26 protein-coding genes are annotated in these 22,748 nt (G+C 73.3%); 19 read left to right on the top strand and 7 right to left on the bottom strand.

The window, feature by feature from the left end; all coding sequences use genetic code 11:
- Positions 1-50: 50 nt before the first annotated feature.
- Together ACPXCS_RS34930 and ACPXCS_RS34925 are read left to right on the top strand one after the other, a co-directional pair.
- On the top strand, positions 51-1,835 hold the full coding sequence (locus ACPXCS_RS34930; RefSeq protein WP_425951539.1) for a CocE/NonD family hydrolase: 1,785 nt from the start codon (positions 51-53) through the stop codon (positions 1,833-1,835).
- Between the two features lie 32 nt (positions 1,836-1,867).
- A complete protein-coding gene (locus ACPXCS_RS34925; RefSeq protein WP_425951538.1) occupies positions 1,868-2,428 on the top strand; it encodes a GNAT family N-acetyltransferase in 561 nt (186 codons plus the stop codon).
- A gap of 18 nt (positions 2,429-2,446) precedes the next feature.
- Here the strand turns inward: ACPXCS_RS34925 and ACPXCS_RS34920 are convergent, their stop codons facing one another.
- Positions 2,447-2,794: a VOC family protein gene (locus tag ACPXCS_RS34920; RefSeq protein WP_425951537.1), complete on the bottom strand. Its 348-nt coding sequence runs from the start codon at positions 2,792-2,794 to the stop codon at positions 2,447-2,449.
- A gap of 48 nt (positions 2,795-2,842) precedes the next feature.
- On the opposite strand from ACPXCS_RS34920, the gene ACPXCS_RS34915 reads away from it, so the two are divergent.
- Positions 2,843-3,322, top strand: a complete 480-nt coding sequence (locus ACPXCS_RS34915; protein ID WP_425951536.1) for a phage holin family protein — start codon at positions 2,843-2,845, stop codon at positions 3,320-3,322.
- 313 nt (positions 3,323-3,635) lie between these two features.
- On the opposite strand, the gene ACPXCS_RS34910 is transcribed toward ACPXCS_RS34915, so the two are convergent.
- Together ACPXCS_RS34910 and ACPXCS_RS34905 are read right to left on the bottom strand one after the other, a co-directional pair.
- Positions 3,636-3,977 carry a hypothetical protein gene (locus ACPXCS_RS34910; protein ID WP_425951607.1) on the bottom strand — a complete coding sequence of 114 codons (342 nt, stop codon included), beginning with the start codon at positions 3,975-3,977 and terminating at the stop codon, positions 3,636-3,638.
- Between the two features lie 91 nt (positions 3,978-4,068).
- On the bottom strand, positions 4,069-5,022 hold the full coding sequence (locus ACPXCS_RS34905) for a TIGR03557 family F420-dependent LLM class oxidoreductase (RefSeq protein ID WP_425951535.1): 954 nt from the start codon (positions 5,020-5,022) through the stop codon (positions 4,069-4,071).
- A gap of 161 nt (positions 5,023-5,183) precedes the next feature.
- On the opposite strand from ACPXCS_RS34905, the gene ACPXCS_RS34900 reads away from it, so the two are divergent.
- From ACPXCS_RS34900 to ACPXCS_RS34840, 13 genes are all read left to right on the top strand, one after another.
- Positions 5,184-7,340 (top strand): FAD-dependent oxidoreductase, encoded by a 2,157-nt coding sequence (locus ACPXCS_RS34900; protein WP_425951534.1) that lies wholly within the window; start codon positions 5,184-5,186, stop codon positions 7,338-7,340.
- Positions 7,337-9,184 carry a transketolase gene (locus tag ACPXCS_RS34895; protein WP_425951533.1) on the top strand — a complete coding sequence of 616 codons (1,848 nt, stop codon included), beginning with the start codon at positions 7,337-7,339 and terminating at the stop codon, positions 9,182-9,184. The genes ACPXCS_RS34900 and ACPXCS_RS34895 overlap by 4 nt, the downstream gene beginning before the upstream one ends.
- Positions 9,181-10,110, top strand: a complete 930-nt coding sequence (gene ligD, locus ACPXCS_RS34890) for a non-homologous end-joining DNA ligase (RefSeq protein WP_425951532.1) — start codon at positions 9,181-9,183, stop codon at positions 10,108-10,110. The genes ACPXCS_RS34895 and ligD overlap by 4 nt, the downstream gene beginning before the upstream one ends.
- Before the next feature lie 93 nt (positions 10,111-10,203).
- Complete coding sequence (locus ACPXCS_RS34885; protein ID WP_425951531.1) at positions 10,204-10,575, top strand: gas vesicle protein; 372 nt, start codon at positions 10,204-10,206, stop codon at positions 10,573-10,575.
- 49 nt (positions 10,576-10,624) lie between these two features.
- A complete protein-coding gene (locus tag ACPXCS_RS34880; RefSeq protein WP_425951530.1) occupies positions 10,625-11,047 on the top strand; it encodes a gas vesicle structural protein GvpA in 423 nt (140 codons plus the stop codon).
- Entirely contained in the window at positions 11,044-11,817 is a 774-nt protein-coding gene (locus ACPXCS_RS34875) for a GvpL/GvpF family gas vesicle protein (protein WP_425951529.1), read from the top strand. The genes ACPXCS_RS34880 and ACPXCS_RS34875 overlap by 4 nt, the downstream gene beginning before the upstream one ends.
- A gap of 4 nt (positions 11,818-11,821) precedes the next feature.
- Positions 11,822-12,085: a gas vesicle protein GvpG gene (locus tag ACPXCS_RS34870; protein WP_425951528.1), complete on the top strand. Its 264-nt coding sequence runs from the start codon at positions 11,822-11,824 to the stop codon at positions 12,083-12,085.
- Positions 12,082-12,750 carry a DNA primase gene (locus tag ACPXCS_RS34865; RefSeq protein WP_425951527.1) on the top strand — a complete coding sequence of 223 codons (669 nt, stop codon included), beginning with the start codon at positions 12,082-12,084 and terminating at the stop codon, positions 12,748-12,750. The genes ACPXCS_RS34870 and ACPXCS_RS34865 overlap by 4 nt, the downstream gene beginning before the upstream one ends.
- Positions 12,747-13,892, top strand: coding sequence for an SRPBCC family protein (locus tag ACPXCS_RS34860; RefSeq protein WP_425951526.1), 1,146 nt, complete (start codon positions 12,747-12,749; stop codon positions 13,890-13,892). Before ACPXCS_RS34865 ends, ACPXCS_RS34860 begins: the two co-directional genes overlap by 4 nt.
- Positions 13,889-14,227 (top strand): gas vesicle protein, encoded by a 339-nt coding sequence (locus tag ACPXCS_RS34855; protein WP_094055984.1) that lies wholly within the window; start codon positions 13,889-13,891, stop codon positions 14,225-14,227. Before ACPXCS_RS34860 ends, ACPXCS_RS34855 begins: the two co-directional genes overlap by 4 nt.
- Positions 14,224-14,979 (top strand): GvpL/GvpF family gas vesicle protein, encoded by a 756-nt coding sequence (locus ACPXCS_RS34850; protein ID WP_425951525.1) that lies wholly within the window; start codon positions 14,224-14,226, stop codon positions 14,977-14,979. Before ACPXCS_RS34855 ends, ACPXCS_RS34850 begins: the two co-directional genes overlap by 4 nt.
- 16 nt (positions 14,980-14,995) lie before the next feature.
- Positions 14,996-15,184, top strand: a complete 189-nt coding sequence (locus ACPXCS_RS34845) for a gas vesicle protein (RefSeq protein WP_003994122.1) — start codon at positions 14,996-14,998, stop codon at positions 15,182-15,184.
- Positions 15,181-15,501 (top strand): gas vesicle protein K, encoded by a 321-nt coding sequence (locus ACPXCS_RS34840; protein WP_425951524.1) that lies wholly within the window; start codon positions 15,181-15,183, stop codon positions 15,499-15,501. The genes ACPXCS_RS34845 and ACPXCS_RS34840 overlap by 4 nt, the downstream gene beginning before the upstream one ends.
- Positions 15,502-15,526: 25 nt before the next feature.
- Here the strand turns inward: ACPXCS_RS34840 and ACPXCS_RS34835 are convergent, their stop codons facing one another.
- Positions 15,527-16,348, bottom strand: a complete 822-nt coding sequence (locus ACPXCS_RS34835) for a class I SAM-dependent methyltransferase (protein ID WP_425951523.1) — start codon at positions 16,346-16,348, stop codon at positions 15,527-15,529.
- Positions 16,349-16,447: 99 nt separating this feature from the next.
- Positions 16,448-17,920 (bottom strand): diacylglycerol/lipid kinase family protein, encoded by a 1,473-nt coding sequence (locus tag ACPXCS_RS34830; protein ID WP_425951522.1) that lies wholly within the window; start codon positions 17,918-17,920, stop codon positions 16,448-16,450.
- Between the two features lie 91 nt (positions 17,921-18,011).
- Between ACPXCS_RS34830 and ACPXCS_RS34825 the strand changes: the two genes are divergently transcribed.
- Positions 18,012-18,554, top strand: a complete 543-nt coding sequence (locus tag ACPXCS_RS34825; protein WP_425951521.1) for an MOSC domain-containing protein — start codon at positions 18,012-18,014, stop codon at positions 18,552-18,554.
- A 239-nt stretch (positions 18,555-18,793) separates the two neighbouring features.
- Positions 18,794-20,413, top strand: a complete 1,620-nt coding sequence (locus tag ACPXCS_RS34820) for an ABC-F family ATP-binding cassette domain-containing protein (protein ID WP_425951520.1) — start codon at positions 18,794-18,796, stop codon at positions 20,411-20,413.
- Positions 20,414-20,535: 122 nt separating this feature from the next.
- Here the strand turns inward: ACPXCS_RS34820 and ACPXCS_RS34815 are convergent, their stop codons facing one another.
- Positions 20,536-21,636, bottom strand: coding sequence for a Vms1/Ankzf1 family peptidyl-tRNA hydrolase (locus ACPXCS_RS34815; protein WP_425951519.1), 1,101 nt, complete (start codon positions 21,634-21,636; stop codon positions 20,536-20,538).
- A gap of 64 nt (positions 21,637-21,700) precedes the next feature.
- Here ACPXCS_RS34815 and ACPXCS_RS34810 point away from each other — a divergent pair, with 64 nt between their 5' ends.
- On the top strand, positions 21,701-21,988 hold the full coding sequence (locus ACPXCS_RS34810; RefSeq protein ID WP_425951518.1) for a DUF6158 family protein: 288 nt from the start codon (positions 21,701-21,703) through the stop codon (positions 21,986-21,988).
- Between the two features lie 43 nt (positions 21,989-22,031).
- Here ACPXCS_RS34810 and ACPXCS_RS34805 read toward each other — a convergent pair whose 3' ends face one another.
- Positions 22,032-22,574, bottom strand: a complete 543-nt coding sequence (locus tag ACPXCS_RS34805) for a type 1 glutamine amidotransferase domain-containing protein (RefSeq protein WP_425951517.1) — start codon at positions 22,572-22,574, stop codon at positions 22,032-22,034.
- Between the last annotated feature and the right edge of the window lie 174 nt (positions 22,575-22,748).

Below are 22,748 nucleotides of genomic sequence, written 5' to 3'. Positions count from 1 at the left end.
CTCGTCCGCATGGCCCCTGTCCCGCCGTTGTCCTCACCGTGGAGGTCCGTGTGTTCCGACGCGTGCCCCGATTCCGCGCCCCCCTCGCCCTGGCTCTGGGCACCGCCCTGGCCGGCCCGCTCGCCCTCACCCCGCCCGCGACGGCGTCCGGCGACCACACCGTCACCCCGCTGCGGTTCACCGTCCGGGCCGGCGGGCGCGCCTGCACCGTCGACGCCGACCTGTACCGTCCGGCCGGCGTGGACCGGGACCACCCGGCGCCCGCCGTGCTCGGCACGAACGGCTTCGGCGGCAGCAAGGCGGACGGTTCGACGGACACCATCGGCAAGGCCTTCGCCCGGCGCGGGTACGTCTCGCTGATCTACTCCGGGCTCGGCTTCGGCCGCAGCGGCTGCCTCGTCTCCCTGGACGACCCGGCCATCGACGGCGCGGCGGCCTCACAACTCGTCGACTTCCTCGGCGGCCGGCGCGCCGCCGACGACGGCACCACCGCCGACTTCGTCACGCGCGACGCCCCCGGGGACCCCCGCGTGGGCATGATCGGCGGTTCCTACGGCGGTGCCGTGCAGCTGGCGACGGCCGCCGTCGACCACCGCCTCGACGCGCTCGTGCCGATGATCACCTGGCACGACCTGGCGTACGCGCTCGACCCCAACAACGCCGTCGGCGCCACCGGCGTCCCCGGCGCCTTCAAGTGGCAGTGGACCAACGGCTTCTACCTCATCGGCGAGGGCCAGCCGCTGCTCCAGCCGAGCCTGGACCCCTCCCGCGTCAACTCCCTGGCGTGCCTGCACTTCGTCACCGAGGCCTGCCGGACCGTCCACACCCTCAACTCCGGCAGCTACCCCGCCGACCGCACCGCCGAGCTGCTCGGCTACGCGCGCCGCGTGTCCCCGGTGTCGTACCTGCACCGCGTCCGGACCCCCACCCTGCTGGTGCAGGGACAGGCCGACACCCTGTTCAACCTCAACGAGGCGACGGCGACCTACCGGACGCTCCGGGCGCAGGGCACCCCCGTGAAGATGATCTGGCAGTCCTGGGGACACAGCGGCCGCATCGGCGGCCCCGGGGCCGCCGCCGAACTCGACCTGTCCCGCGGCAACCTGGAGACCAGCTACGTCGGCCGACGCGTCCTCGCCTGGTTCGACCGCCACCTGCGCAAGCAGGCGGACACCGGCACGGGGCCCGCCTTCGCCTACTACCGCGACTGGATCGCGGACCCGGACCGCGTCTACGCCACCGCCGACCGCCTCCCCGCCCTGAACCGCGCCCTGTACCTCTCGGGCGACGGCAGGCTCGTCGACAACCCCGGCCAGGTGACACCGGGCCGCCGGACCTACACCAACCTGGCCGTCCCCACGAGCCATTCGGAGAGCTCCCTGGCCGGGCTCCTCGGGCTGCCGGACTCCCCGCCGCGCGACACCAGGGGCACCCACCTCGCCTGGACCAGCGCCCCGCTGCGCGAGCCCCTCGACGTCGTCGGCGCGCCCCGGGCCACGCTCCAGGTCGTCTCCCCGCAGGCCGAACGCGTCCAGCACCCCGGCGACGCGGCCGACAGACTCGTGCTGTTCGCCAAGGTCTACGACGTCGCCCCCGACGGCACCCGCACCCTGGTGCGGCGCCTGGTCGCCCCGGTCCGGGTGCCGGACGTGACCAGGAGCTTCACCGTCACCCTGCCCGGCATCGTGCACCGCTTCGACACCGGGCACCGGCTGCGGTTCGTCATCGCGGCGAGCGACGGCGCCTACTTCGGCAACCGCGGGACCAAACCCGTCACCGTCGTCAGCGGCCCGGGCCGGCCCGGGACCCTCCGGCTGCCCATGACGGCCGGCTGAGACGACAGGGCCGGTGAGGTTACTGTGGCGGGGTGCCGCACACCACATCCCGCTACCTCGCCGAAGGCCCCCGGGTGGGCATACGCCACTTCACCCATGAGGACGGCGCCGAGTTCACCGCCCGGGCCCGGGAGAGCAAGGACCTGCACCACCCCTGGCTGTTCCCGCCGCTCACCGCCCAGGCGTACACCGCGTACGCGGGCCGGCTCATCGAGGACCCCACCAAGGCCGGCTTCCTCGTCTGCGAGAAGGACGACGGGTCCATCGCCGGGTTCATCAACATCAACAACATCGTCCAGGGCGGCTTCCAGTCCGGGGCCCTCGGCTACGGCGCCTTCGCGCACGCCGCCGGACGCGGGCTGATGCGCGAAGGGCTGGACCTCGTCGTGGGGTACGCCTTCGGCCCCCTGCGGCTGCACCGGCTGGAGATCAACGTCCAGCCCCGCAACGCCGCCTCGATCGCCCTGGCCCGCGGCTGCGGCTTCCGCCTTGAGGGCTTCTCGCCGAAGATGCTGTTCGTCGACGGGGCCTGGCGCGACCACGAGCGCTGGGCGATCACCACCGAGATGACCGGCGGGCCCGGACGGCGCTGAACCGGGCCCCGGCCGGGATCACGCCTGGCGGTCCACGTACTCGTACACCGAGCCGTCCGGGTGCAGGGCGATCAGGTTGCGGCCCGCCGGTGAGGCGATGGGGCCCGCGACGATGTGGGCGCCCAGCCCCGTCAGCACCTTGTGCGTCTCCTCGACGTCCGTCACGGCGATCGTCGCCGCCACCTTGCGCAGGATCTCCAGCTCGGCCGGCGGACCGCTCATCAGCAGGAAGCAGCCGATCGCCGCCACCTGGACACCGCCCCGTTCGAAGCGCTGGGCTCTGCCGCCCGCCAGCCGCTCGTAGAAGGGGATCGCCGTCTCGAGGTCGTCGACGCAGACGCGCAGTGTGGCACCCAGAATCTCCATGCGCCAGAGCCTAGTTACCGGCGCAGGGCCGAGGGTACCCGGACGGGCATGAAGCCGCTGGATCACCTGGAGCATCTTGACAAGCACCTGGTCGACGAACTGGCACAGGTGGCGCGCGAGACCGTACGGGACGAACTGCGCGAGCAGACGCGCAAGCAGCGCCGCAAGGCCGCGCTGTACGCCGCGTCCGGTGCCCTCGCCCTCTACGCGGGCGCGGCCCTCGCGCTGGCCGTGGGACTGGCCCTCGCGCTCGGCCTGCCCGACTGGGCCGCCGCGCTGATCACCGCCGTGATCCTGGGCGTCCTCGCCTACGTGCTGCGCGGCATGGCCCGGCCCTCCCGGCCCGGCGGCGGGCACGCGGCCGGCCCGGCCCCGGGCCACGCCGGAGCGGAGCATGCCGCCGGCGGCATGCCCGTCCCGCCCGTCCCGCCGGCTCCTCCCGTCGCGGGCGGCCCCGCCGGGACCACCCCGGGCACCGTGCCCCCGCGGCCGGCCGACGACCCGGACGTGCCGCACCACCGGGCGTGACACAGGGTTCGCGGTGCTGAGTGCCGGGTGCGGGCCGGCGGGGGCCGGTCGCGCAGTTCCCCGCGCCCCTGACGGGGCGCCGTACTGAACGCGAGGTGGGCCGACCGGCGACCTGGACGTGCCGCGCCACCGGGCGTGACACCGGGTTCGCGGTGCTGAGTGCCGGGTGCGGGCCGGCGGGGGCCGGTCGCGCAGTTCCCCGCGCCCCTGACGGGGCGCGGTACTGGCAGCAGTGGCCGGCACGCAGCCGGGGTGGCTGGGCGTGGCCCTCGCCGCCGCGGTCAGGGCCCTGGCTGAGCGGCCCGGTCCGACGCTAACGGCGCTCCGTGACCGGCAAGGTCTCTTCTTCTTCGCCCAGGAAACGCAGCAGCACCTCCGCCTCCGCCCGGAGCCGCTCGGCCCGGGCGGCGTGCGCGGGTGCCGTCAGCCCGGCCGCCGCCGCCAGCCGCTCGTCGGCCTCCGCGCGCACCACGCCGAGCACCTCACGCTCGCCGAGTTCGCGCCGGGCCGCCTCGGTCGCGCCGGCACCGGCAGGCGAGGCCTCCAGGGCGCCGGCGCGCGTCGACCGCTCGTCCACGGCAACCGCCTCGGCGTTGTCCAGCGCGGCCAGCGCTCCGCGCAGGGCGCTCACCGCCGCCTTGTCACGGGACCGGATCGCCTCGGGCAGGGCGGCACGCAGACGCAGACGAAGAGACATGCCGGCGACTGTAGGCGACCCGGGCCCCGGGCCGCCCGCCGATTTCCGCTCAGTCCAGCTGCGGCAGCACCTTCGTGCGGTAGAAGTCGAAGAAGCCGCGCAGGTCGGGGCCGATCTGGTTGACGTAGACCCGGTCGAAGCCCGCGTCGGCGAACTGCTTCAGCTCCGCGACGTGCTCGTCCACGTCGTCGCCGCACACCCGGTTCTCCCGCACCATGTCCTCGGTGACCAGCTGCTGCGCCTGCTCGAAGTGCTTCGGGGACGGCAGCACCTGGCCCAGTTCGCCCGGCAGCTGCTCGTTCGCCCAGAGGCGGTGCACGGTCCGTACGGCCTCCTCCTTGTCGGTGCCGTAGCAGACCTTGGTGCCGCCGCTGACCAGCTTCCCGCCGCCCCCGCCCTTGCGGTACTGCTCCACCATCGTCTCGTCGGGCATGACCGTGATGTAGCCGTCGCCGACGCGGGAGGCGAGCGCGGTCGCCGCCGGGCCGAAGCCGGAGATGTCGATCGGGATCGGCTCGTCCGGGACCGTGTACAGGCGGGCGTTCTCCACGGTGTAGTGCGGGCCGTGGTGGTTGACCTCCTCGCCCGTGAACAGGCGGCGCATCACCTGGATGGCCTCCTCCAGCATGTCCAGCCGGACATGGGCCGGCGGCCAGTGGTCGCCCAGGATGTGCTCGTTGAGGGCCTCGCCGGAGCCCACGCCCAGACGGAAGCGGTTGTTCGTCATCACCGCGCTGGTCGCCGCTGCGTGCGCCACCACCGCCGGGTGCATGCGCACGGTCGGGCAGGTCACCGCCGTCTCGATCGGCAGCGACACCGCCTCGGACAGCGCGCCGATCACCGACCACACGAACGGGCTCTGGCCCTGTTCGTCGTTCCACGGGTGGTAGTGGTCGGAGATCCACAGCGCCTGGAATCCGGCCTGCTCGGCCATGCGCGCCTGCTCGATCAGCTCCGCGGGTCCGTACTGCTCGCACGAGAGGAAATAGCCGTACTCGGGCATGGGGGGTGCCTCCGCGACGTCGGCGGTCCGTATCCCGCACCGGGTACCCGGGCGGGCGGCCGGAAACCGGTCGCACCGGGGCGGGCGGACGTTTGGGTGCCCTGGCCAGGGGGACGCGGAAGGCTCCCGAGGTACGCGACAGCGCCGGAGGCGAGTCAACCGTGAGTCGACCCCGCATCCTGGTCGTCGGAGCCGGCTTCGCCGGATACCGCACGGCCCGCACCCTGTCCCGGCTCACCCGGGGCCGGGCCCACATCACCGTGCTGAACCCGACCGACTACTTCCTCTATCTGCCTCTGCTGCCCCAGGTCGCCGCCGGCGTCCTGGAGCCGCGCCGGGTCACGGTCTCCCTCTCCGACACGCTGCCGAACGTACGGCTCGTCCTGGGCGAGGCCGACCGGATCGACCTCGACGAGCGCACCCTGCACTACACGGGCCCCGAGGGCGAGGCGGGCACCCTCGCCTACGACCGGCTGGTGCTCGCCGCGGGCAGTGTCAACAAGCTGCTGCCGATCCCCGGCGTCGCCGAGCACGCGCACGGCTTCCGCGGACTGCCCGAGGCGCTGTACCTGCGCGACCACGTGACCCGGCAGGTGGAGCTCGCGGCCGCCGCCGACGATCCCAGGACGTGCGCCGCGCGCTGCACCTTCGTGGTGGTGGGCGCGGGATACACCGGCACCGAGGTCGCCGCGCACGGGCAGATGTTCACCGACGCGCAGGTCCGCAAACACCCGCTGCGGCGGGGCATGCGGCCGCGCTGGATGCTGCTGGACGTGGCGCCGCGGGTGCTGCCGGAGATGGACGGCAAGCTGTCCGCCACCGCCGACCGGGTGCTGCGGCAGCGGGGCGTGGACGTGCGGATGGGCACTTCCGTGAAGGAGGCCACGCACGACGGGGTCCTGCTGACCGACGGCGAGTTCGTCGAGACACGGACCCTGGTGTGGTGCGTGGGCGTACGGCCCGACCCGCTGGTCGAGTCCCTCGGGCTGCCGATGGAGAAGGGGCGGCTGCTCGTCGACCCGCACCTGCAGGTGCCGGGGCGGCCCGAGGTGTTCTCCTGCGGTGACGTGGCCGCCGTGCCCGACCTGGAGAAGCCGGGCGGCTACACGCCGATGACCGCGCAGCACGCCTGGCGGCAGGGCAAGGTCGCGGCGGAGAACGTCGCCGCGTCGCTGGGACTCGGCGGGGCGCGCAAGCCGTACCGCCACCGGGACCTGGGCTTCGTCGTCGACCTGGGCGGCGCCAAGGCCGCCGCCAATCCGCTCGGCGTGACCCTCTCCGGCGTACCGGCGGGCGCGGTGACGCGCGGCTACCACCTCGCCGCGATGCCCGGCAACCGTGTCCGTGTCGCAGCGGACTGGCTGCTGGACGCCGTACTGCCGCGCCAGACCGTGCAGTTGGGGCTCGTACGGTCCTGGTCGGTGCCGCTGGACACCTCGTCGCCCGAGGTCGCCCGGGTGCCGGGCGGACCCGGGCAGCGGCAGGAGACCGGCGCGCGGTCGGGGCCGGGGGCGGCGATCGAGGCCGACACGCAGGAGGGCGGCAGCGGGTCCGGCCCGGGCGCCGACGGGGCCTCGGCCGGGTCCGGGCCGCCGTCCGGGGCCGGACCCGGCCCGGCCGGCGCGCGGCCCGGACCCGGCCCCGCTGCCGTGCTGCGCCGCACGGAGTCCGAGACGGCGAAGGGCCGCCCGGAACACCGAGCGGCCGGGACCGGTGCCGGGTCCGCGTCGGCGGTCCTGCACCGCACCGAGTCGGAGACGGCGAAGGGCCGTCCGGGCGAGGAGGCGACCGCCGACGGACCCGGCGGCGAGGCCATGACGGACCGGCGGGCCGGTCAGCCGGGCCAGGGGCGTCCCGGCGGCGAGCCCGCGAGGAACCAACCCGGCGGCGAGCCTGCGAGGAACCAACCCGGCGGCGAGCCTGCGAGGAACCAACCCGGCGGTGAGCCTGCGAGGAACCAACCCGGCGGTGAGCCCGCGAGAAACCAGCCGGGCGGCGAGTCGGCCCGTAACCAGCCCGGCGGCGGGCCCGCGAAGAATCAGCCCGGCGGCGAGCCCGCGAGGAACCAGCCGGGTGGTGAACCGGCTCACCACCAGGCCGGAGGCGAGCCCGCGAAGAATCAGCCCGGTAATGAGCCCGCGAGGAACCAGCCGGGTGGGGAGCAGGCCCGTAACCAGCCCGGCGGCGGGCCCGCGAAGCACCAGCCCGGGTCCTCGCCGCAGCCGCCGGCCGAGCAGGCACCTCCGGACCCCGGTGCCGCCCCCGGCCCCGTCAAACGAACCGACGCCCCGGACGACTCCGCGAAAGGAGACTCATGAACACCGGTGAACTCACCGACCTCGGACAGCAGCTGCGCGTGGACAGCGTCCGCGCCGCCGCCGCGGCGGGCTCCGGGCACCCGACGTCCTCCATGTCCGCCGCCGACCTGCTGGCCGTCCTGCTCGCCCACCACTTCCGCTACGACTTCGACCGCCCGGCCCACCCGGGCAACGACCGCTTCGTGCTGTCCAAGGGCCACGCCTCGCCGCTGATGTACGCCGCGTACAAGGCGGCCGGCGCCATCGACGACGAGGAACTGCTCACCTTCCGCAAGCTGGGCAGCCGCCTCGAAGGCCACCCCACCCCGCAGCGCCTGCCGTGGGTGGAGACGGCCACCGGCTCGCTCGGGCAGGGCCTGCCCGTCGGCGTCGGCATCGCGCTGGCCGGCAAGCGGCTGGACCGCACCGACTACCGCACCTGGGTGCTGTGCGGCGACAGCGAACTGGCCGAGGGATCCGTGTGGGAGGCCGCCGAGCACGCCGGCCACGAGCACCTCGACAACCTGACCGTGATCGTCGACGTCAACCGGCTCGGCCAGCGCGGCCCGACCCGGCACGGCCACGACCTGGACGCCTACGCCCGCCGCTTCCAGGCCTTCGACTGGCACACCATCGAGGTCGACGGCCACGACGTCGACGCCGTCGACCGCGCGTACGGCGAGGCCGCCTCCACCAAGGGCCAGCCCACCGCGATCCTCGCCCGCACCCTCAAGGGCAAGGGCGTCGAGGGCGTCCAGGACCGCGAGGGCCTGCACGGCAAGCCCCTGCCCGAGGCCGACGAGGCGATCGCCGAGCTGGGCGGCCCCCGCGACCTGCGGATCCGGGTGCAGGAGCCGCTCGCCACCCGCATGCTGCACTCCGTCCACACCGGGGACATCCGGCTTCCGCGCTGGGACCAGGGCGAGGAGGTCGCCACCCGCAACGCCTTCGGCGAGGCGCTCACCGCGCTCGGCACCGGCCGCGGCGACATCGTCGCCCTGGACGGCGAGGTCGGCGATTCCACCCGCGCCGAGGCCTTCGCCAAGGAGCACCCGGACCGCTACTTCGAGTGCTACATCGCCGAGCAGCAGCTGGTCGCCTCGGCGGTCGGGCTCGCCTCCCGCGGCTGGGTGCCGTACGCGGCCACCTTCGCGGCCTTCCTGACCCGGGCCTACGACTTCATCCGGATGGCCTCGGTCAGCGGTGCCGGCATCAACCTCGTCGGCAGCCACGCGGGTGTCGCCATCGGCCAGGACGGGCCCAGCCAGATGGGCCTGGAGGACCTGGCGATGATGCGGGCGGTGCACGGCTCGACCGTGCTCTACCCCTGCGACGCCAACCAGACGGCGCGGCTCGTCGGCGCCATGGCCGGCCTGGAGGGCATCCGCTACCTGCGCACCTCCCGCGGCGAGAGCCCGGTGATCTACGGCCCCGACGAGGAGTTCCCGGTCGGCGGCAGCAAGGTGCTGCGCTCCTCCGGGGAGGACCGGCTGACGCTGGTCGCCGCGGGCGTCACCGTGCACGAGGCGCTGGCCGCGGCCGACGCGCTGGAGGAGCAGGGCATCCGCGCCCGGGTGATCGACCTGTACTCGGTCAAGCCCGTCGACCGTGCCACCCTGCACCGGGCGGCCGAGGAGACCGGCTGCCTGGTGACCGTGGAGGACCACCACCCCGAGGGCGGCATCGGCGACGCCGTCCTGGACGCGTTCACCGACGGCCGGCCCGTGCCGCGCCTGGTGCGGCTCGCCGTACGGACCATGCCCGGCTCGGCGTCCCCGGACGAGCAACTGCACGCCGCCGGCATCGACGCGGAGTCCATCGCGGCGGCCGGACAGTTGCTGGTCGAGGAGGCGGTCGTGCGGTGAGCGGCGACCAGGGCCCGCGCAGGGTGCGGGCGGGCCGCCGCACGGTGGAGGTGCACCGGCCGGACAAGGTGCTCTTCCCCGGCGGCGGCGACGCCAAGGAGTACACCAAGGGCGACCTGGTCGACTACCACCGGGCCGTCGCGCCCTTCATGCTGCCGCACCTGCGCGGCCGGCCCCTGATGCTGGAACGGCACCCGGACGGCATCGACGGGCCGCGGTTCATGCAGAAGAACACCCCGGAGCACTACCCGGAGTGGATCAGGCGCGTCGAGCTGGCCAAGGAGGGCGGCACCGTCCACCACGCCGTGTGCGACGACACCGCCACCCTGCTCTACCTGGCCGACCAGGCGAGCATCACCCTGCACCGCTGGCTCTCGCGCGCCGGCAGCCCGCACCACCCGGACCGGATGGTCTTCGACCTCGACCCGACGGGCGACGACTTCGAGGACGTGCGCGAGGCCGCCCGGCTGCTCGGGGAACTGCTCGACGAGCTGGAGCTGCCGTCGGCGCTGATGACCACCGGCTCGCGCGGGCTGCACGTGATCGTGCCGCTGACCGGCCGGCACGACTTCGACGAGGTCCGCGCCTTCGCCCGGGACGTCGCCGACACCCTCGCCGAGGCCCACCCCGACCGCCTCACCACCGCCGCCCGCAAGAAGGAGCGCGGCGAGCGGCTCTACCTCGACATCCAGCGCAACGCCTACGCGCAGACCGCCGTCGCGCCCTACACCGTCCGGCCCCTGCCGGGTGCGCCCGTGGCCACCCCGGTCACCTGGGAGCAGCTCGACGACCCGGAGCTGCACGCGCGCCGCTGGACCGTCGCCGACGCGGTGGAGCAGGCACGCACCGATCCGTGGTCGGGCCTGCTGGACCGGGGCCGGGCGCTCGGTCCCGCCCGGCGGCGGCTGAACGCCCTGGGCGGCTGAACCGGCCTGCCCGGCAAGCCGTCGAGTGGCAGATGCATGCGTCCGTAGAGGTTTGGCGAACACGCTTGCGGCCACACGGAGGGGGAGGTGGCCATGTCGAACACAAAAAACACGCAGGACTCACAGAGTTCACAGAAGTCACAGGACTCCCAGGAATCGCGTACGTCGAACGACCACGAGACGGCTCGTAAGCGGCCGAGCCCGATGGAGGTGCTGCGTCAGGCGCGCGGCCAGCTCGCGGAGCTCACCGGCATGGAGGCCGAGTCCGTGTCGTCCTTCGAGCAGACGGAGGAGGGCTGGGCGCTGGAGGTCGAGGTTCTCGAACTCGAGCGCGTGCCCGACACGATGAGCCTGATGGCGAGCTACCAGGTGGAGCTCGACAGCGACGGGCAGCTCATGGGCTACCGGCGGGTGCGCCGCTACGAACGCGGTCGTTCGGACGCGCGCAGGTCCGGCGGCCGCTAGGCCGCCCGACCGGTCCACCCGTACCCACACACGAGGAGGAACATCCGGCATGACAGTCGTACCGGCACAGCAGTCCGGCGGCGGAGGCGGCAGCAGCGGCCTTTACGACGTGCTTGAGCTTGTCCTGGACAGGGGGCTCGTCATCGACGCATTCGTGCGCGTCTCCCTGGTCGGTATCGAGATCCTCAAGATCGACGTCCGCGTCGTCGTCGCCAGCGTCGACACCTATCTGCGCTTCGCCGAGGCGTGCAACCGGCTCGACCTGGAGGCCGGGCCGCGCAAGGACCCGGGCCTGCCCGACCTGGTCGGCGAGATGACCGAGTCCGGCGCGCGCGGCAAGTCCAAGGGGGCGCTGTCCGGCGCCGCCGAGACCATCTCCGACGCCTTCAAGCAGGCGCGGAGCGAAGGTGAGACCGAGTCGCGTCCGCGAGCCCGCAAGACCGCGGCCCGCCGGAAGGAGGAGCAGGAGTGAGCACTTACGTCTACGGCATCGCGTCGGGTTCGCACCCCGGTCTGCCCGAGGGCATGAGCGGTGTCGGTGACCCGCCCCGCCCGGTGCGCATCCTGCGCGAGGGCGGCCTGGCGGCCATCGTGAGCGAGGCGCCCGAGGGTCTGCGGCCCAAGCGCAAGGAGCTCCTCGCCCACCAGAACGTGCTCAGCGAGGCGGGTGCGGCCGGTTGCGTGCTGCCCATGCGGTTCGGCAGCGTCGCCCCGGACGACAACTCGATCACCGCGGTGCTCGCCGAGCGCGCCGAGCACTACGAGGAGCGGCTGCGGGCCCTGGACAACCGGGTCGAGTACAACATCAAGGCCAACCACGTCGAAGAGGCCGTTCTGCACCGGGTGATGGCCGAGAGCCCCGACATCCGCGGCCTCGCGGAGGCCAACCGGCAGGCGGGCGGCGGCAGTTACGACGACAAGATCCGGCTCGGCGAGATGGTCGCGGCCGCGGTCAAGGCCAAGGAGGCCGAGGACGGCGCCGCCCTGCAGCGCGCCCTGGACGGCTCCGCCGACGACGTCAGCGTGGGCCCCGAGTCCACCGGCTGGCTGGCCAACGTGTCGTACCTGGTGGAGCGGGACTCGGCGGAGTCCTTCCTGGCCGCGGTCGAGCAGGTCCGCAAGGACATGCCGCACCTGGAGGTGCGGGTCAACGGTCCGCTGCCGCCGTACAGCTTCGTCGAGCCCGGCCCGGCCGAGCCGGCGGGCACGGTGACGAGCGGAACGGACACCGGAGCGGGGTGACGACGTGGGCCTGATCTCTGAGGTGCTGCTGCTGCCGTTCGCACCGGTACGCGGCAGCGCCTGGGCCATCAGACAGGTGGTCCAGGAGGCCGAGCGCATCTACTACGACCCCGCGACCATCCGGGCCGAACTGGCCCGGCTGGAAGAGCAGCTGGAGGCCGGAGAGATCACCGAGGAGGAGTTCGACCGACAGGAGGACGAACTCCTCGACCGGTTGGAGACCGCTTCGCGCGGGAGCGCGGGAACAGGCAACGGGACGACACGATGAACCGAATGGGACTGGGTCTCGCCATAGGGGCCGGATACCTCCTGGGACGCACCAAAAAACTGAAGATGGCCATGGCCGTCGGCGGTGTGGTGGCCGGGAAGAAGCTGAACCTGAGTCCGCGCATGGTGGCCGAACTGCTCCAGGAGCAGCTGCGGAACAACCCGCAGTTCAAGGAGATCGGCGACCAGCTGCGCCAGGACCTGCGCGGCGTGGGCAAGGCCGCCTCCGGAGCCATGGTCGAGCGCCAGATCGACGCGCTCGCCGACCGGCTGCACGGCCGTACCGCCCAGGTGCGCGACCAGCTGTCGGGCGTGGTGCCCGCGGGGCAGGACGACGACGCCGAGGACGCCGAGTACGAGGACGAGGAGCCCGAGGACTCCCGAGCCGACGAGGACGAGGAGCCCGAGGACTCCCGAGCCGACGAGGACGAGGAGCCCGAGGACGACGAGCCCGAGGACGACGAGCCCGCGGAGGAGGAGGCAGCCGCCCGCAAGGCGCCGGCGAAGAAGGCGGCGAAGAAGGCTCCCGCCAAGAAGAGCGCCGCCAAGAGGGCCCCCGCCAAGAAGGCGGCGGCCAAGAAGACCACGGCCGCCAGAAAGGCGACCTCCGGGAGCGGCGGCGGCAGCGCCCGGTCCCGGCTGCCGAAGGGAGGCGGTGAGGAATGACCGACACCCTCGGATCGGCGTCCTCCGCCGCGCGCGGAGCGTCGAAGAACCCACTCACCGACGTGGCCCACAGCGAGGCCGCGGACCGGCTCAAGGCCGAACTGCAGGAGTACCTCGCGGCGCAGGCCACCCGCATGCTCACCGGCGTCGGCCGCAAGCTCGGCGAGACCACCGGCAAGCTGAACGACATCGCGGAGGGCAACAGCCCGGGCTTCGCCAAGCTGGCCCTCGACGGCGGCCGCAAGCTCGCCGAGGGCAAGGGGCCGCTGCGCAGCGCACTGGAGACCGGCGGCTCGCACCTCAAGGACAAGGTCACGGGTTCCGTCAAGAACCTGTTCGGCGGCAAGAAGAAGGGCAAGGGCCGTTCCGGCAACAAGCCCACCGTCATCATGGAGAGCATCGACGTCGGTGTGCCGCTGCGCACCGCGTACGACCAGTGGACGCAGTACCAGGACTTCAGCACCTTCGCCAAGGGCGTCAAGAGCGCGAGCCGCGCCGACGACACCACCTCGGACTGGCAGGCGAAGATCTGGTGGTCCAACCGCAGCTGGAAGGCGAAGACCACCGAGCAGGTCCCCGACGACCGCATCGTGTGGACGTCGGAGGGCGCCAAGGGCACCACGAAGGGCGTCGTCTCCTTCCACCGGATCGCCGAGAACCTGACCCGCGTGCTGCTGGTCATCGAGTACTACCCGTCCGGTCTCTTCGAGAAGACCGGCAACATCTGGCGCGCCCAGGGCCGCCGGGCCCGGCTCGACCTGAAGAACTTCGCCCGCTTCATCACCATCAAGGGCGAGGCGGAGGACAGCTGGCGCGGTGAGATCCGCGACGGCGAGGTCGTGACCAGCCACGAGGACGCCCTCGCCGAGGAGGAGTCGGAGTCGGAGGAGGGCTCGGACCAGGAGCCCCGCGCCGAGGACGCCGAGGACACCGAGGACACCGGGGAAGAGCGGCCGGAGGACGAGGAGCCGGAGGGCGAGTACGAGGACGAGGAAGAGGAAGAGGAGGACGAGGAGGAGCCCGAGGGCGAGTACGAGGACGAGGCCGAGCCCGAGGAGGAGCCCGAGGACGAGCCGGAGGGTGAGTACGAGGAGGAGGACGAGGACGAGGACCAGGACGTCGAGGCGGGGAGCCGGCGATGACGACGCCCAGCAGGATGCCCGAACCCTACGGCCAGGCCAGCGGCGCCAACCTCGCCGACATCCTGGAGAGGGTGCTCGACAAGGGCATCGTGATCGCGGGCGACATCCGCATCAACCTGCTCGACATCGAACTCCTCACGATCAAACTGCGGCTGATCGTGGCCTCCGTCGACAAGGCGAAGGAGATGGGTATCGACTGGTGGGAGACCGACCCGGCTCTCAGCTCTCGGGCCCGCCGCGACGAACTCACCCGTGAAAACGCCGAGTTGCGCGAGAGGCTGGCCCGGCTGGAGGAACTGGAGCCCGGCCGCGCGGAGAAGAAGGAGGCACCGTGACCGGACTGCGGTACGTCTACGCCGTCTGCCGCCCCTTCAGTACCCCGCTCCAGGCCCAGTTGACAGGGGTGGCGGGCGATCCGCCCAGAGCGCTGACTCACCGCGGCCTGGTGGCCGTGGTGAGTCACGTACCGGAGCGGGACTTCGCCGAGGAACCGCTCCGGGCCCATCTGGAGGACCTGGACTGGCTGACCGCGACCGCCCGCGCCCACCAGGGCGTGATCGACGCGCTCACCACCGTCACCACCCCCCTGCCGCTGCGGCTCGGCACCGTCTTCCGGGACGACAGCGGCGTCCGGACCATGATGGAGGCCCGCGAGGAGGACTTCGGGCGCACCCTCGACCGGCTGGAGGGCCGGGTCGAGTGGGGCGTCAAGGTCTACGCCGAGTCCGAACCGCAGGAGAGCGCCCGGCCGGCGCAGAAGCCCGCCTCGGGCCGGGACTACCTGCGCCAGCGGCGCATGCAGACCCGGTCGCACGAGGAGATGTGGCAGAAGGCCGAGGCGTTCTCGACGAGGCTGCACGAGCGGCTCGCCGCGTTCGCGGAGGACGCCCGGCTGCACCCGCCGCAGAATCCGGCGCTCTCCAAGGCGACCGGACGCAACGTGCTGAACGCCGCCTACCTCGTGCCGCGCGCGCGTTCGGAGGAGTTCGTGGAAATGGTCGACCGCACCAAGGACGAGGCACCCGGGATGCGCGTCGAGCTCACCGGCCCCTGGGCCGCCTATTCGTTCGCCGGGGAGGACGCATGACCGACGGGGAGAAGCCGTGACCGTAGTGGAACGCCGTGAGGTGGCCCTCGTGGACCTGCTCGACCGGCTGCTGGCCGGCGGTGTCGTCATCACGGGGGACATCACGCTGCGGATCGCCGACGTCGACCTCGTCCGCATCGACCTCAACGCGCTGATCAGTTCGGTGAACGCCCAGGTGCCCTCACCGTTCGAGGAGTTGCTGTGACCTCCCCCGAGCCCCGGCCGGACCCGGGCGGGCCCGACCGGCCTCGCCGCAAGGTCGAGCTGGAGCCCGACACCGTCGAGCGCGACCTCATCAAACTCGTGCTGACGGTGGTCGAGTTGCTGCGCCAGCTCATGGAGCGCCAGGCGCTGCGCCGGTTCGACGTCGGGGACCTGAGCGAGGACCAGGAGGAGCGGATCGGGCTCACGCTCATGCTGCTGGAGGAGCGGATGGCGGAGCTGCGCGACCGCTACGGGCTGCGGCCCGAGGACCTCAACCTGGACCTCGGGCCCCTGGGACCGCTGCTCCCCAGGGACTGAAGCGGCACGGCGGGGGCAGGGCGGTTCAGCCGTCCTTGCGGCAGAGGACCTCTGCGTGCAGCACGCTGAACCAGCCGTCCTCCCGTGCGCCCCACTCCCGCCAGGCCGCGGCCACCTGCCGCAGCTCCTCCTCGCTCGCGTGCCCGCCCTCCAGGGCCCGGTCCGCGTACGCCGAGGCCAGGGTGCGGTCGGCCCACAGCCCGCTCCACCAGGCCCGCTCCTCGGGGGTGGCGAAGGTCCAGGTGCTTGAGCCGGCCGTGACGTCCGTGAACCCGGCCCGCAGCGCCCAGGAGCGCAGCCTGCGCCCGGCGTCCGGCTCGCCGCCGTTGGCCCGGGCGACCCGGCGGTACAGGTCCAGCCAGGCGTCGAGCCCTTCGACGGCCGGGTACCAGGTCATCGCCGCGTAGTCGGCGTCCCGCACGGCGACGAACCCCCCGGGCCTGGTGACCCTCCTCATCTCACGCAGGGCCCGCACGGGGTCGCCGACGTGCTGGAGCACCTGGTGGGCGTGGACCACGCAGAAGGTGTCGTCCGGGTGATCCAGGGCGTGCACGTCGGCCACCGCGAAGTCGATGTTGGCCAGTCCCCGTGCCGCCGCCGTGGCGCGCGCCTGCTCCAGGATCCCCGGCGCCCGGTCGACCCCGGTGACCTGCCCGTCCGGCACGAGTTCCGCCAGGTCGGCGGTGATGGTGCCCGGCCCGCAGCCGATGTCCAGGATCCGCATGTGCGGCTTGAGCGAAGGCAGCAGGTAGGCGGCCGAGTTGGCGGCGGTCCGCCAGGTGTGCGAGCGCAGCACCGATTCATGGTGCCCGTGCGTGTAGACGGCGGTCTCCCGTGGTTCCGGCATGGCGGACCCCACCCCTTCCGTTCCGGTCGGCATGGCATCACCGTACGCAGCGCAACCGCATGATGAGACCCGCGTCTCGCGATACGGACTGACGGAGTGTCAGTAAGGGGTGACGGGGCGGTACACGGTCAGGGCCTCGGGCAGCTTCTCCAGCGTCACGCGGCCCTCCACCTCGGTCACCTCGCCGTCGTAGGCCAGCAGGGTGCCGGGCGCCACGTGGTCCAGCCGCAGCCGCCCCACCTGGACGGCCGCGTGGGCGGGGGAGCGGGTCAGGGGCCCGGCGAGCGCCGCGGCGAGCAGCCGCACGGCCGGCCGCCGGCCCCCGTGCACGACCCGCACGTCCAGCTGCCCGTCGGCGAGGTCCACCCGCCGCCCGGGCGCCAGCCCCATGCGGTGATAGGTGCCGTTCCCGGCGAACAGCAGCCACAGCGGACGGGTACGACCCTGGAACTCGGCCTCCAGCGGATGCCGGTCGGCCCGCAGCACGCGCAGGGCGGCCAGCACCCCGGCCGGCCAGCCGCCGATCCGGTGCGACCAGCGCTCCCGTTCCCGTACGAGCTCCGGGTACACCCCGACGCTGCACGTGTTGAGGAAGACGCCGTGCCGGTCCCCGCAGGAGTACCGCCCCACGTCCACGCGCACGGCGTCCCCCTGGCGCAGCGCCCGGGCGAGATCGCGGGCGTCCTCCACGCCCAGGTCGTAGGCGAAGTGGTTGAGGGTGCCACCGGGCAGGACCGCGAGGGGGACGCCGAAGCGGAGCGCGACGCGGGCCGCGGTGTTCACGGTGCCGTCGCCGCCGCACACCCCGAGGACCCGGGCCCGGGCGGCCGCCTTCTCCAACTCGGCGGGCACGTCCGCCGGTTCGCACTCGACCACGTCCGCCCGCGGCAGGGCGTCCCGCAGCGCCCGGGCCCGCTCGGCGGTGCCCGAGGCGGTGTTCGCCACCAGCACGAGCCCGTCACCCTCCAGCAGGGCCGGGACCTCGGCGCGCGGCCGGGGCGGCGGGGTGGTCTGCCCGCGCGTCGGCACCAGGCCGCGCAGGACGAACGCGGCGCCCGCGCCGAGGGCCGCGCCCGCCAGGACCTCGCTCGGGAAGTGCGCACCGGTGCGGACCCGGCCGAGGGCGACCGAGCCGGCCACGGGGGCGGCGACCGCCCCCCAGGCCGGCGACTCCAGGGCGACCCCGGCCGCGAAGGCGGCGGCCCGCGCCGCGCGGCGGGAGGGGAACGAGGTGGTCAAGGGCCGCAGCCGCCGCAGCAGCGGCGGCGCGGCCGGCCGCGGCCGGCGGACCGAGCGCGTCCCGACGGCCTTCAGCGCCAGGGAGGCCAGGGCCGTCGAGGCCAGCCCCCGGGACGCCGCGCGGCGGGCGCGGGGCGTGCGGCTCGCCGCGAGCGCGGCCGCCGCCGCGAGCCACACCGCACCGCGCCCCGCGCCCGGTGGCACGGGGCGCACACCCCGCCCGCGCCGGGCCGCCACGGCCCGGTACAGACGGGCGTCCAGGGCGAGGGCGCGATCGCGCAGGGGATGCCGCCCGGGCTTCGCGGCGGTGAGGTCCAGGTCGGGGGTCGTCATGCCGAGCGGGTACCCGGCACGGGCCGGCGCACCGCCGCCGGCGGCTAGGCTCGAGGCCGGTCATCGCTGCAGCGGAGGGGGAACCGGGGCCATGAGCGGGCGAGTGACGGCGGTCAGCAGCAACGGGGAGTACTCGTTCACCAAGCCGAACCGGGACAGCGTCACGCTGCTCGCCGGCCTCGGAGTGCAGGGGGACGTGCACGCCGGTGTGACGGTCAAGCACCGGTCCCGGATCGCCCAGGACCCCACGCAGCCGAACCTGCGCCAGGTGCACCTCATCCACGAGGAGCTCTTCGCCGAACTCCGAGAGGCCGGCTTCGAGGTGGCGCCCGGGGAACTCGGCGAGAACATCACCACCCGGGGCATCGACCTCCTCGCCCTGCCGACCGGCACGCTGCTGCACGTCGGCGACCGGGCGGTCCTGGAGGTGACCGGGCTGCGCAATCCCTGTGTGCAGATCGACCGTTTCCAGCAAGGGCTGCTGAAGCGGGTCGTCGGCCGGGACGAGACGGGGAACCTGGTGCGCAGGGCCGGGATCATGAGTGTGGTGCGGGAGGGCGGCGTGGTACACCCGGGCGATGCGGTCGAGCCGCAACTCCCGCCGGAACCGCACCGGCCGCTGCGGAAGGTCTGACCGCCAACGGCACGGCCCGCACCCGCCGGACGGCGCAAGGGGCCGTGCCGGGGGGTGTCCGCCCGCAGCGGTTGGCGCGTCGACGAACAGCGAGTCGGCACGCAACCCCATCGCGCCGTTCCGAGGACGGACACCCCCCGGCACGGCCCCGCCCCACCCCCACCGCGCAGGCGAAGACGCGCCCGCCCGAACCGAAATGGGTTTGCCCACGTCACCCCCGGCCGCACAGAATCACCGCCATGGGTCACCTCGAAGCCGCACACCTGGAGTACTACCTGCCCGACGGAAGGGCACTGCTGGGTGACGTCTCGTTCCGGGTGGGGGAGGGCGCCGTCGTGGCGCTCGTCGGGCCCAACGGCGCCGGGAAGACGACCCTGCTGCGCATGCTCGCCGGGGAGCTGAAACCGCACGGCGGTTCCGTCACCGTCGGCGGCGGACTCGGCGTCATGCGCCAGTTCGTCGGCTCCGTACGCGACGAGACGACCGTGCGCGACCTGCTCGTCTCCGTGGCCACCCCCCGCATCCAGCAGGCGGCCCGGGCCGTCGACGCCGCCGAGCACGCCATCATGACCGTCGACGACGAGGCCGCCCAGCTGGCCTACGCCCAGGCCCTCGCCGACTGGGCCGAGGCCCGCGGCTACGAGGCCGAGACGCTCTGGGACATGTGCACCACGGCCGCGCTCGGCGTCCCCTACGACCGGGCGCAGTGGCGCCAGGTCCGCACCCTCTCCGGCGGCGAGCAGAAACGCCTCGTCCTGGAGGCGCTCCTGCGCGGCACCGACGAGGTCCTCCTCCTCGACGAGCCCGACAACTACCTCGACGTCCCCGGCAAGCGCTGGCTGGAGGAACGCCTAGCCGAGACCCGCAAGACCGTCCTGTTCGTCTCCCACGACCGCGAGCTCCTCGCCCGCGCGGCCCAGCGGATCATCTCCCTGGAACCCAGCCCCACCGGCGCCGACGCCTGGGTGCACGGCGGCGGCTTCAGCACCTTCCACGACGCCCGGCGCGAGCGCTTCGCCCGCTTCGAGGAACTGCGCAGGCGCTGGGACGAGAAGCACGCCCAGTTGAAGAAGCTCGTGCTGAACCTCCGGCAGGCCGCCGCGGTCAGCCACGAGATGTCGTCGCGCTACCAGGCCGCCCAGACCCGGCTGCGCAAGTTCGAGGAGGCCGGCCCGCCCCCCGAGCCGCCGCGCGAGCAGGACATCAGGATGCGGATCAAGGGCGGCCGCACCGGCGTCCGGGCCGTCACCTGCGAGAACCTGGAGCTCACGGGCCTGATGAAGCCCTTCGACCTGGAGGTCTTCTACGGCGAACGCGTCGCCGTCCTCGGCTCCAACGGCTCCGGCAAGTCCCATTTCCTGCGCCTGCTCGCCGGCGACGACGTGGCGCACACGGGGGACTGGAAACTGGGCGCCCGGGTCGTACCCGGCCACTTCGCGCAGACGCACGCGCATCCGGAGCTGGAGGGCCGCACGCTGCTGGACGTCCTGTGGAAGGAGCACGCGCAGGACCGCGGCGCCGCCATGTCCCGGCTGCGCCGCTACGAGCTGACCCACCAGGCCGAGCAGGCGTTCGACCGGCTGTCCGGCGGGCAGCAGGCCCGTTTCCAGATCCTCCTGCTGGAGCTGCAGGGCGTCACGGCCCTGCTGCTCGACGAGCCGACCGACAACCTGGACCTGGAGTCGGCCGAGGCGCTCCAGGAGGGCCTGGAGGCCTTCGAGGGCACCGTCCTCGCGGTCACCCACGACCGCTGGTTCGCCCGTTCCTTCGACCGCTACCTGGTCTTCGGCAGCGACGGCCGGGTCCGGGAGACCCCGGACCCGGTCTGGGACGAACGCCGGGTGGAACGGGCCCGCTAGCAAACGGGACCGCCGGCCGGAAACGGCCGGCCACCGCACCGGGGCGCCACCGGCGAACCGGAACAGGGCCGCACCCAAGCGAAAGAAGGGGGCCCGGGCCACCCGGCCCGGCCCCCCGTCGCTCACTTCCAGCGCAGCAGCGCCCCCATGCCGCCCGTCGGCACCTCGTGCTCGGACACCGACAGCGCCGCCGCGTCCGTGGCCACCGCCGAGCGGATCAACGCGTCGTCCGCCCGCGCCGGCCACGAGTGCTGCTCGCCGAGGATCTTCAGATCGGTCCGCCGCACGGCGACCTGGTCGGGATCCTCCCCGATCCACACCTCGCGGTGCGCGTCGGGCCCGTCGAGCCGGATCAGCAACTCGTCGATGCGGTGCTCACGCGCCGCCTCGATCAGCGCCGGAACGCCCTCGACGGCCCCGGCCCGGCCTTCGTCGTCGGGGGCGCGGGCGGCGCGGAACCGCTCCAGCTCCGCCTCGGCCCGCCGCGCCACGTGCTCGGCGCGGGCCCGCTCCACGTCGGTGTCGAGCAGCCGGCTGCCCGTGCCGTGCGGCGCCTCCACGACGAGGCCGTGCAGCCGCTTGGGCAGCCGCTCGCGCACCGACCGCCGCTCCCGGTCGTCACCGACGAGGATCAGCAGGTCGGCCTGGGTCTCCTCCTGACACACGGCGAGCGCGTCGGCGATCTCCGCGGCGTTGTGCTCCCAGGTGTTCTCCACCCGCAGCTGGAAATGCCGCTCGGACCAGTCCACGGAGCTCGTCCGGTGCACCGGCCACTGCCGGCCGGTGACGCCCCCGGCGTCCTGCCGGCCCAGCGCGTTGCGCAGCTCGAAGTCGGCGCCCTTGCGGTCCACGTACGCGACGATGCACACGGGGTCCTCGCCGGCCAGCTCCAGCAGCGGTGTGACGCGGGGCAGCGGCGCCCATTCGGCCCAGTCGCCGCCCTGCGGGGGACGGACCAGCGGCGGGTCGAGGACCACCTCGCCGGCGCGGGCGAACAGGGCCCTGCCGTGGGGGTCGGAGGAGTGCCGCAGATCCTCGATCGCGCTCTGCACGGCCCGGCAGGTCGCCTCGTCCGCACCCTGCGCGGCGAGCTGCCTCGCCATGGCCTGGGCCGTCAGCTGCCGCTCGTGAGGAGTGTCCTGCGTGTGCCGGGAGGTGTCGACGTACACGGAGGCCCAAGGGCCGGGGTGTTCGTACAGTGGGTGCAGGAAAGCGAGATCCATGGCTCCCTCCGGATACCGCTCGGCGGCAGTGCTCACTTGCTCCCGGGGCGGGTACCCGGACGGCATGAACGAACACGACGAGCGGGGCGACACGATGACCGGAGTGAACCCTGACCGGCTGGACGACCAGCAGCTCATGAAGGAGCTGGAGACCATCCACCGCACGCGTCACGACACGCTGCTGTACGGCTCCAACGACGCGCTGCGGGCCCACAACGAACGCATGGCGCAGCTGGAGGGCGAGTACCTGCGCCGCAATCCGAGCCGCCCCGTCGCCGCCGGCCGCACGCGGGAAGGGGCCCGGGAGCGCGGAAGCGGGGAGTCGGCGACTCCCACGACTCCCGGCACCTGAGCCCCTCGCCCTTCGGGGTGTGCCGGCCGCCGTCAGGCGGCCGTCAGGCGGCCTCACGGGCGAAGACGTCGAGGAACGTCTCGCAGAAGGCCTTCAGATCGTCCGGCTTGCGGCTGGTGACCAGCTTGTTGGCGCCGTGGTCGCAGACCTTCACCTGCTCGTCGACCCAGGTGCCGCCCGCGTTGCGGATGTCCGTCTGCAGACTCGGCCACGAGGTCAGCACCCGGCCGCGTACGACGTCCGCCTCGACCAGCGTCCACGGCGCGTGGCAGATCGCCGCGACCGGGCGGCCCTGCTCGAAGAAGTCACGGACGAACGCGACGGCCTTGTCGTCCATGCGCAGGAAGTCCGGGTTGGCCACGCCGCCCGGCAGTACCAGCGCGCCGAACGAGCCGGGAGCGCTCTCGCCCACGACCTCGTCGACGGGGAAGGTGTCCGCCTTGTCGAGGTGGTTGAACGCCTGGATCTCACCCTCCTTCGTCGACACCAGCACGGGCTCGTGGCCGGCGTCCTTCGCCGCCTGCCACGGATCGGTCAGCTCGACCTGCTCGACGCCCTCGGGTGCCACCAGAAACGCGATACGCATGGTGTTCGACGTCCTTTCCTGTCGCTGTCGCTGTCGCTGTCGCTGTCGCTGTCGCTGTCGCTGTTGCTTTCGGGTTGTGCCCGGGCCGCGCGCTAGATGTATTGATCACGAGCGTTGTTAACGCTTGCCGGGCTTGATCATGGCGAAGACCTCCGATGTGGTGGAGCTGTCTAG

This window comes from Streptomyces sp. DT190, assembly GCF_049846985.1.
Classification (GTDB): Bacteria; Actinomycetota; Actinomycetes; order Streptomycetales; family Streptomycetaceae; genus Streptomyces.
The sequence above is the reverse complement of the archived record's forward strand: the minus strand, read 5'-3'. Positions and strand labels throughout refer to the sequence as shown.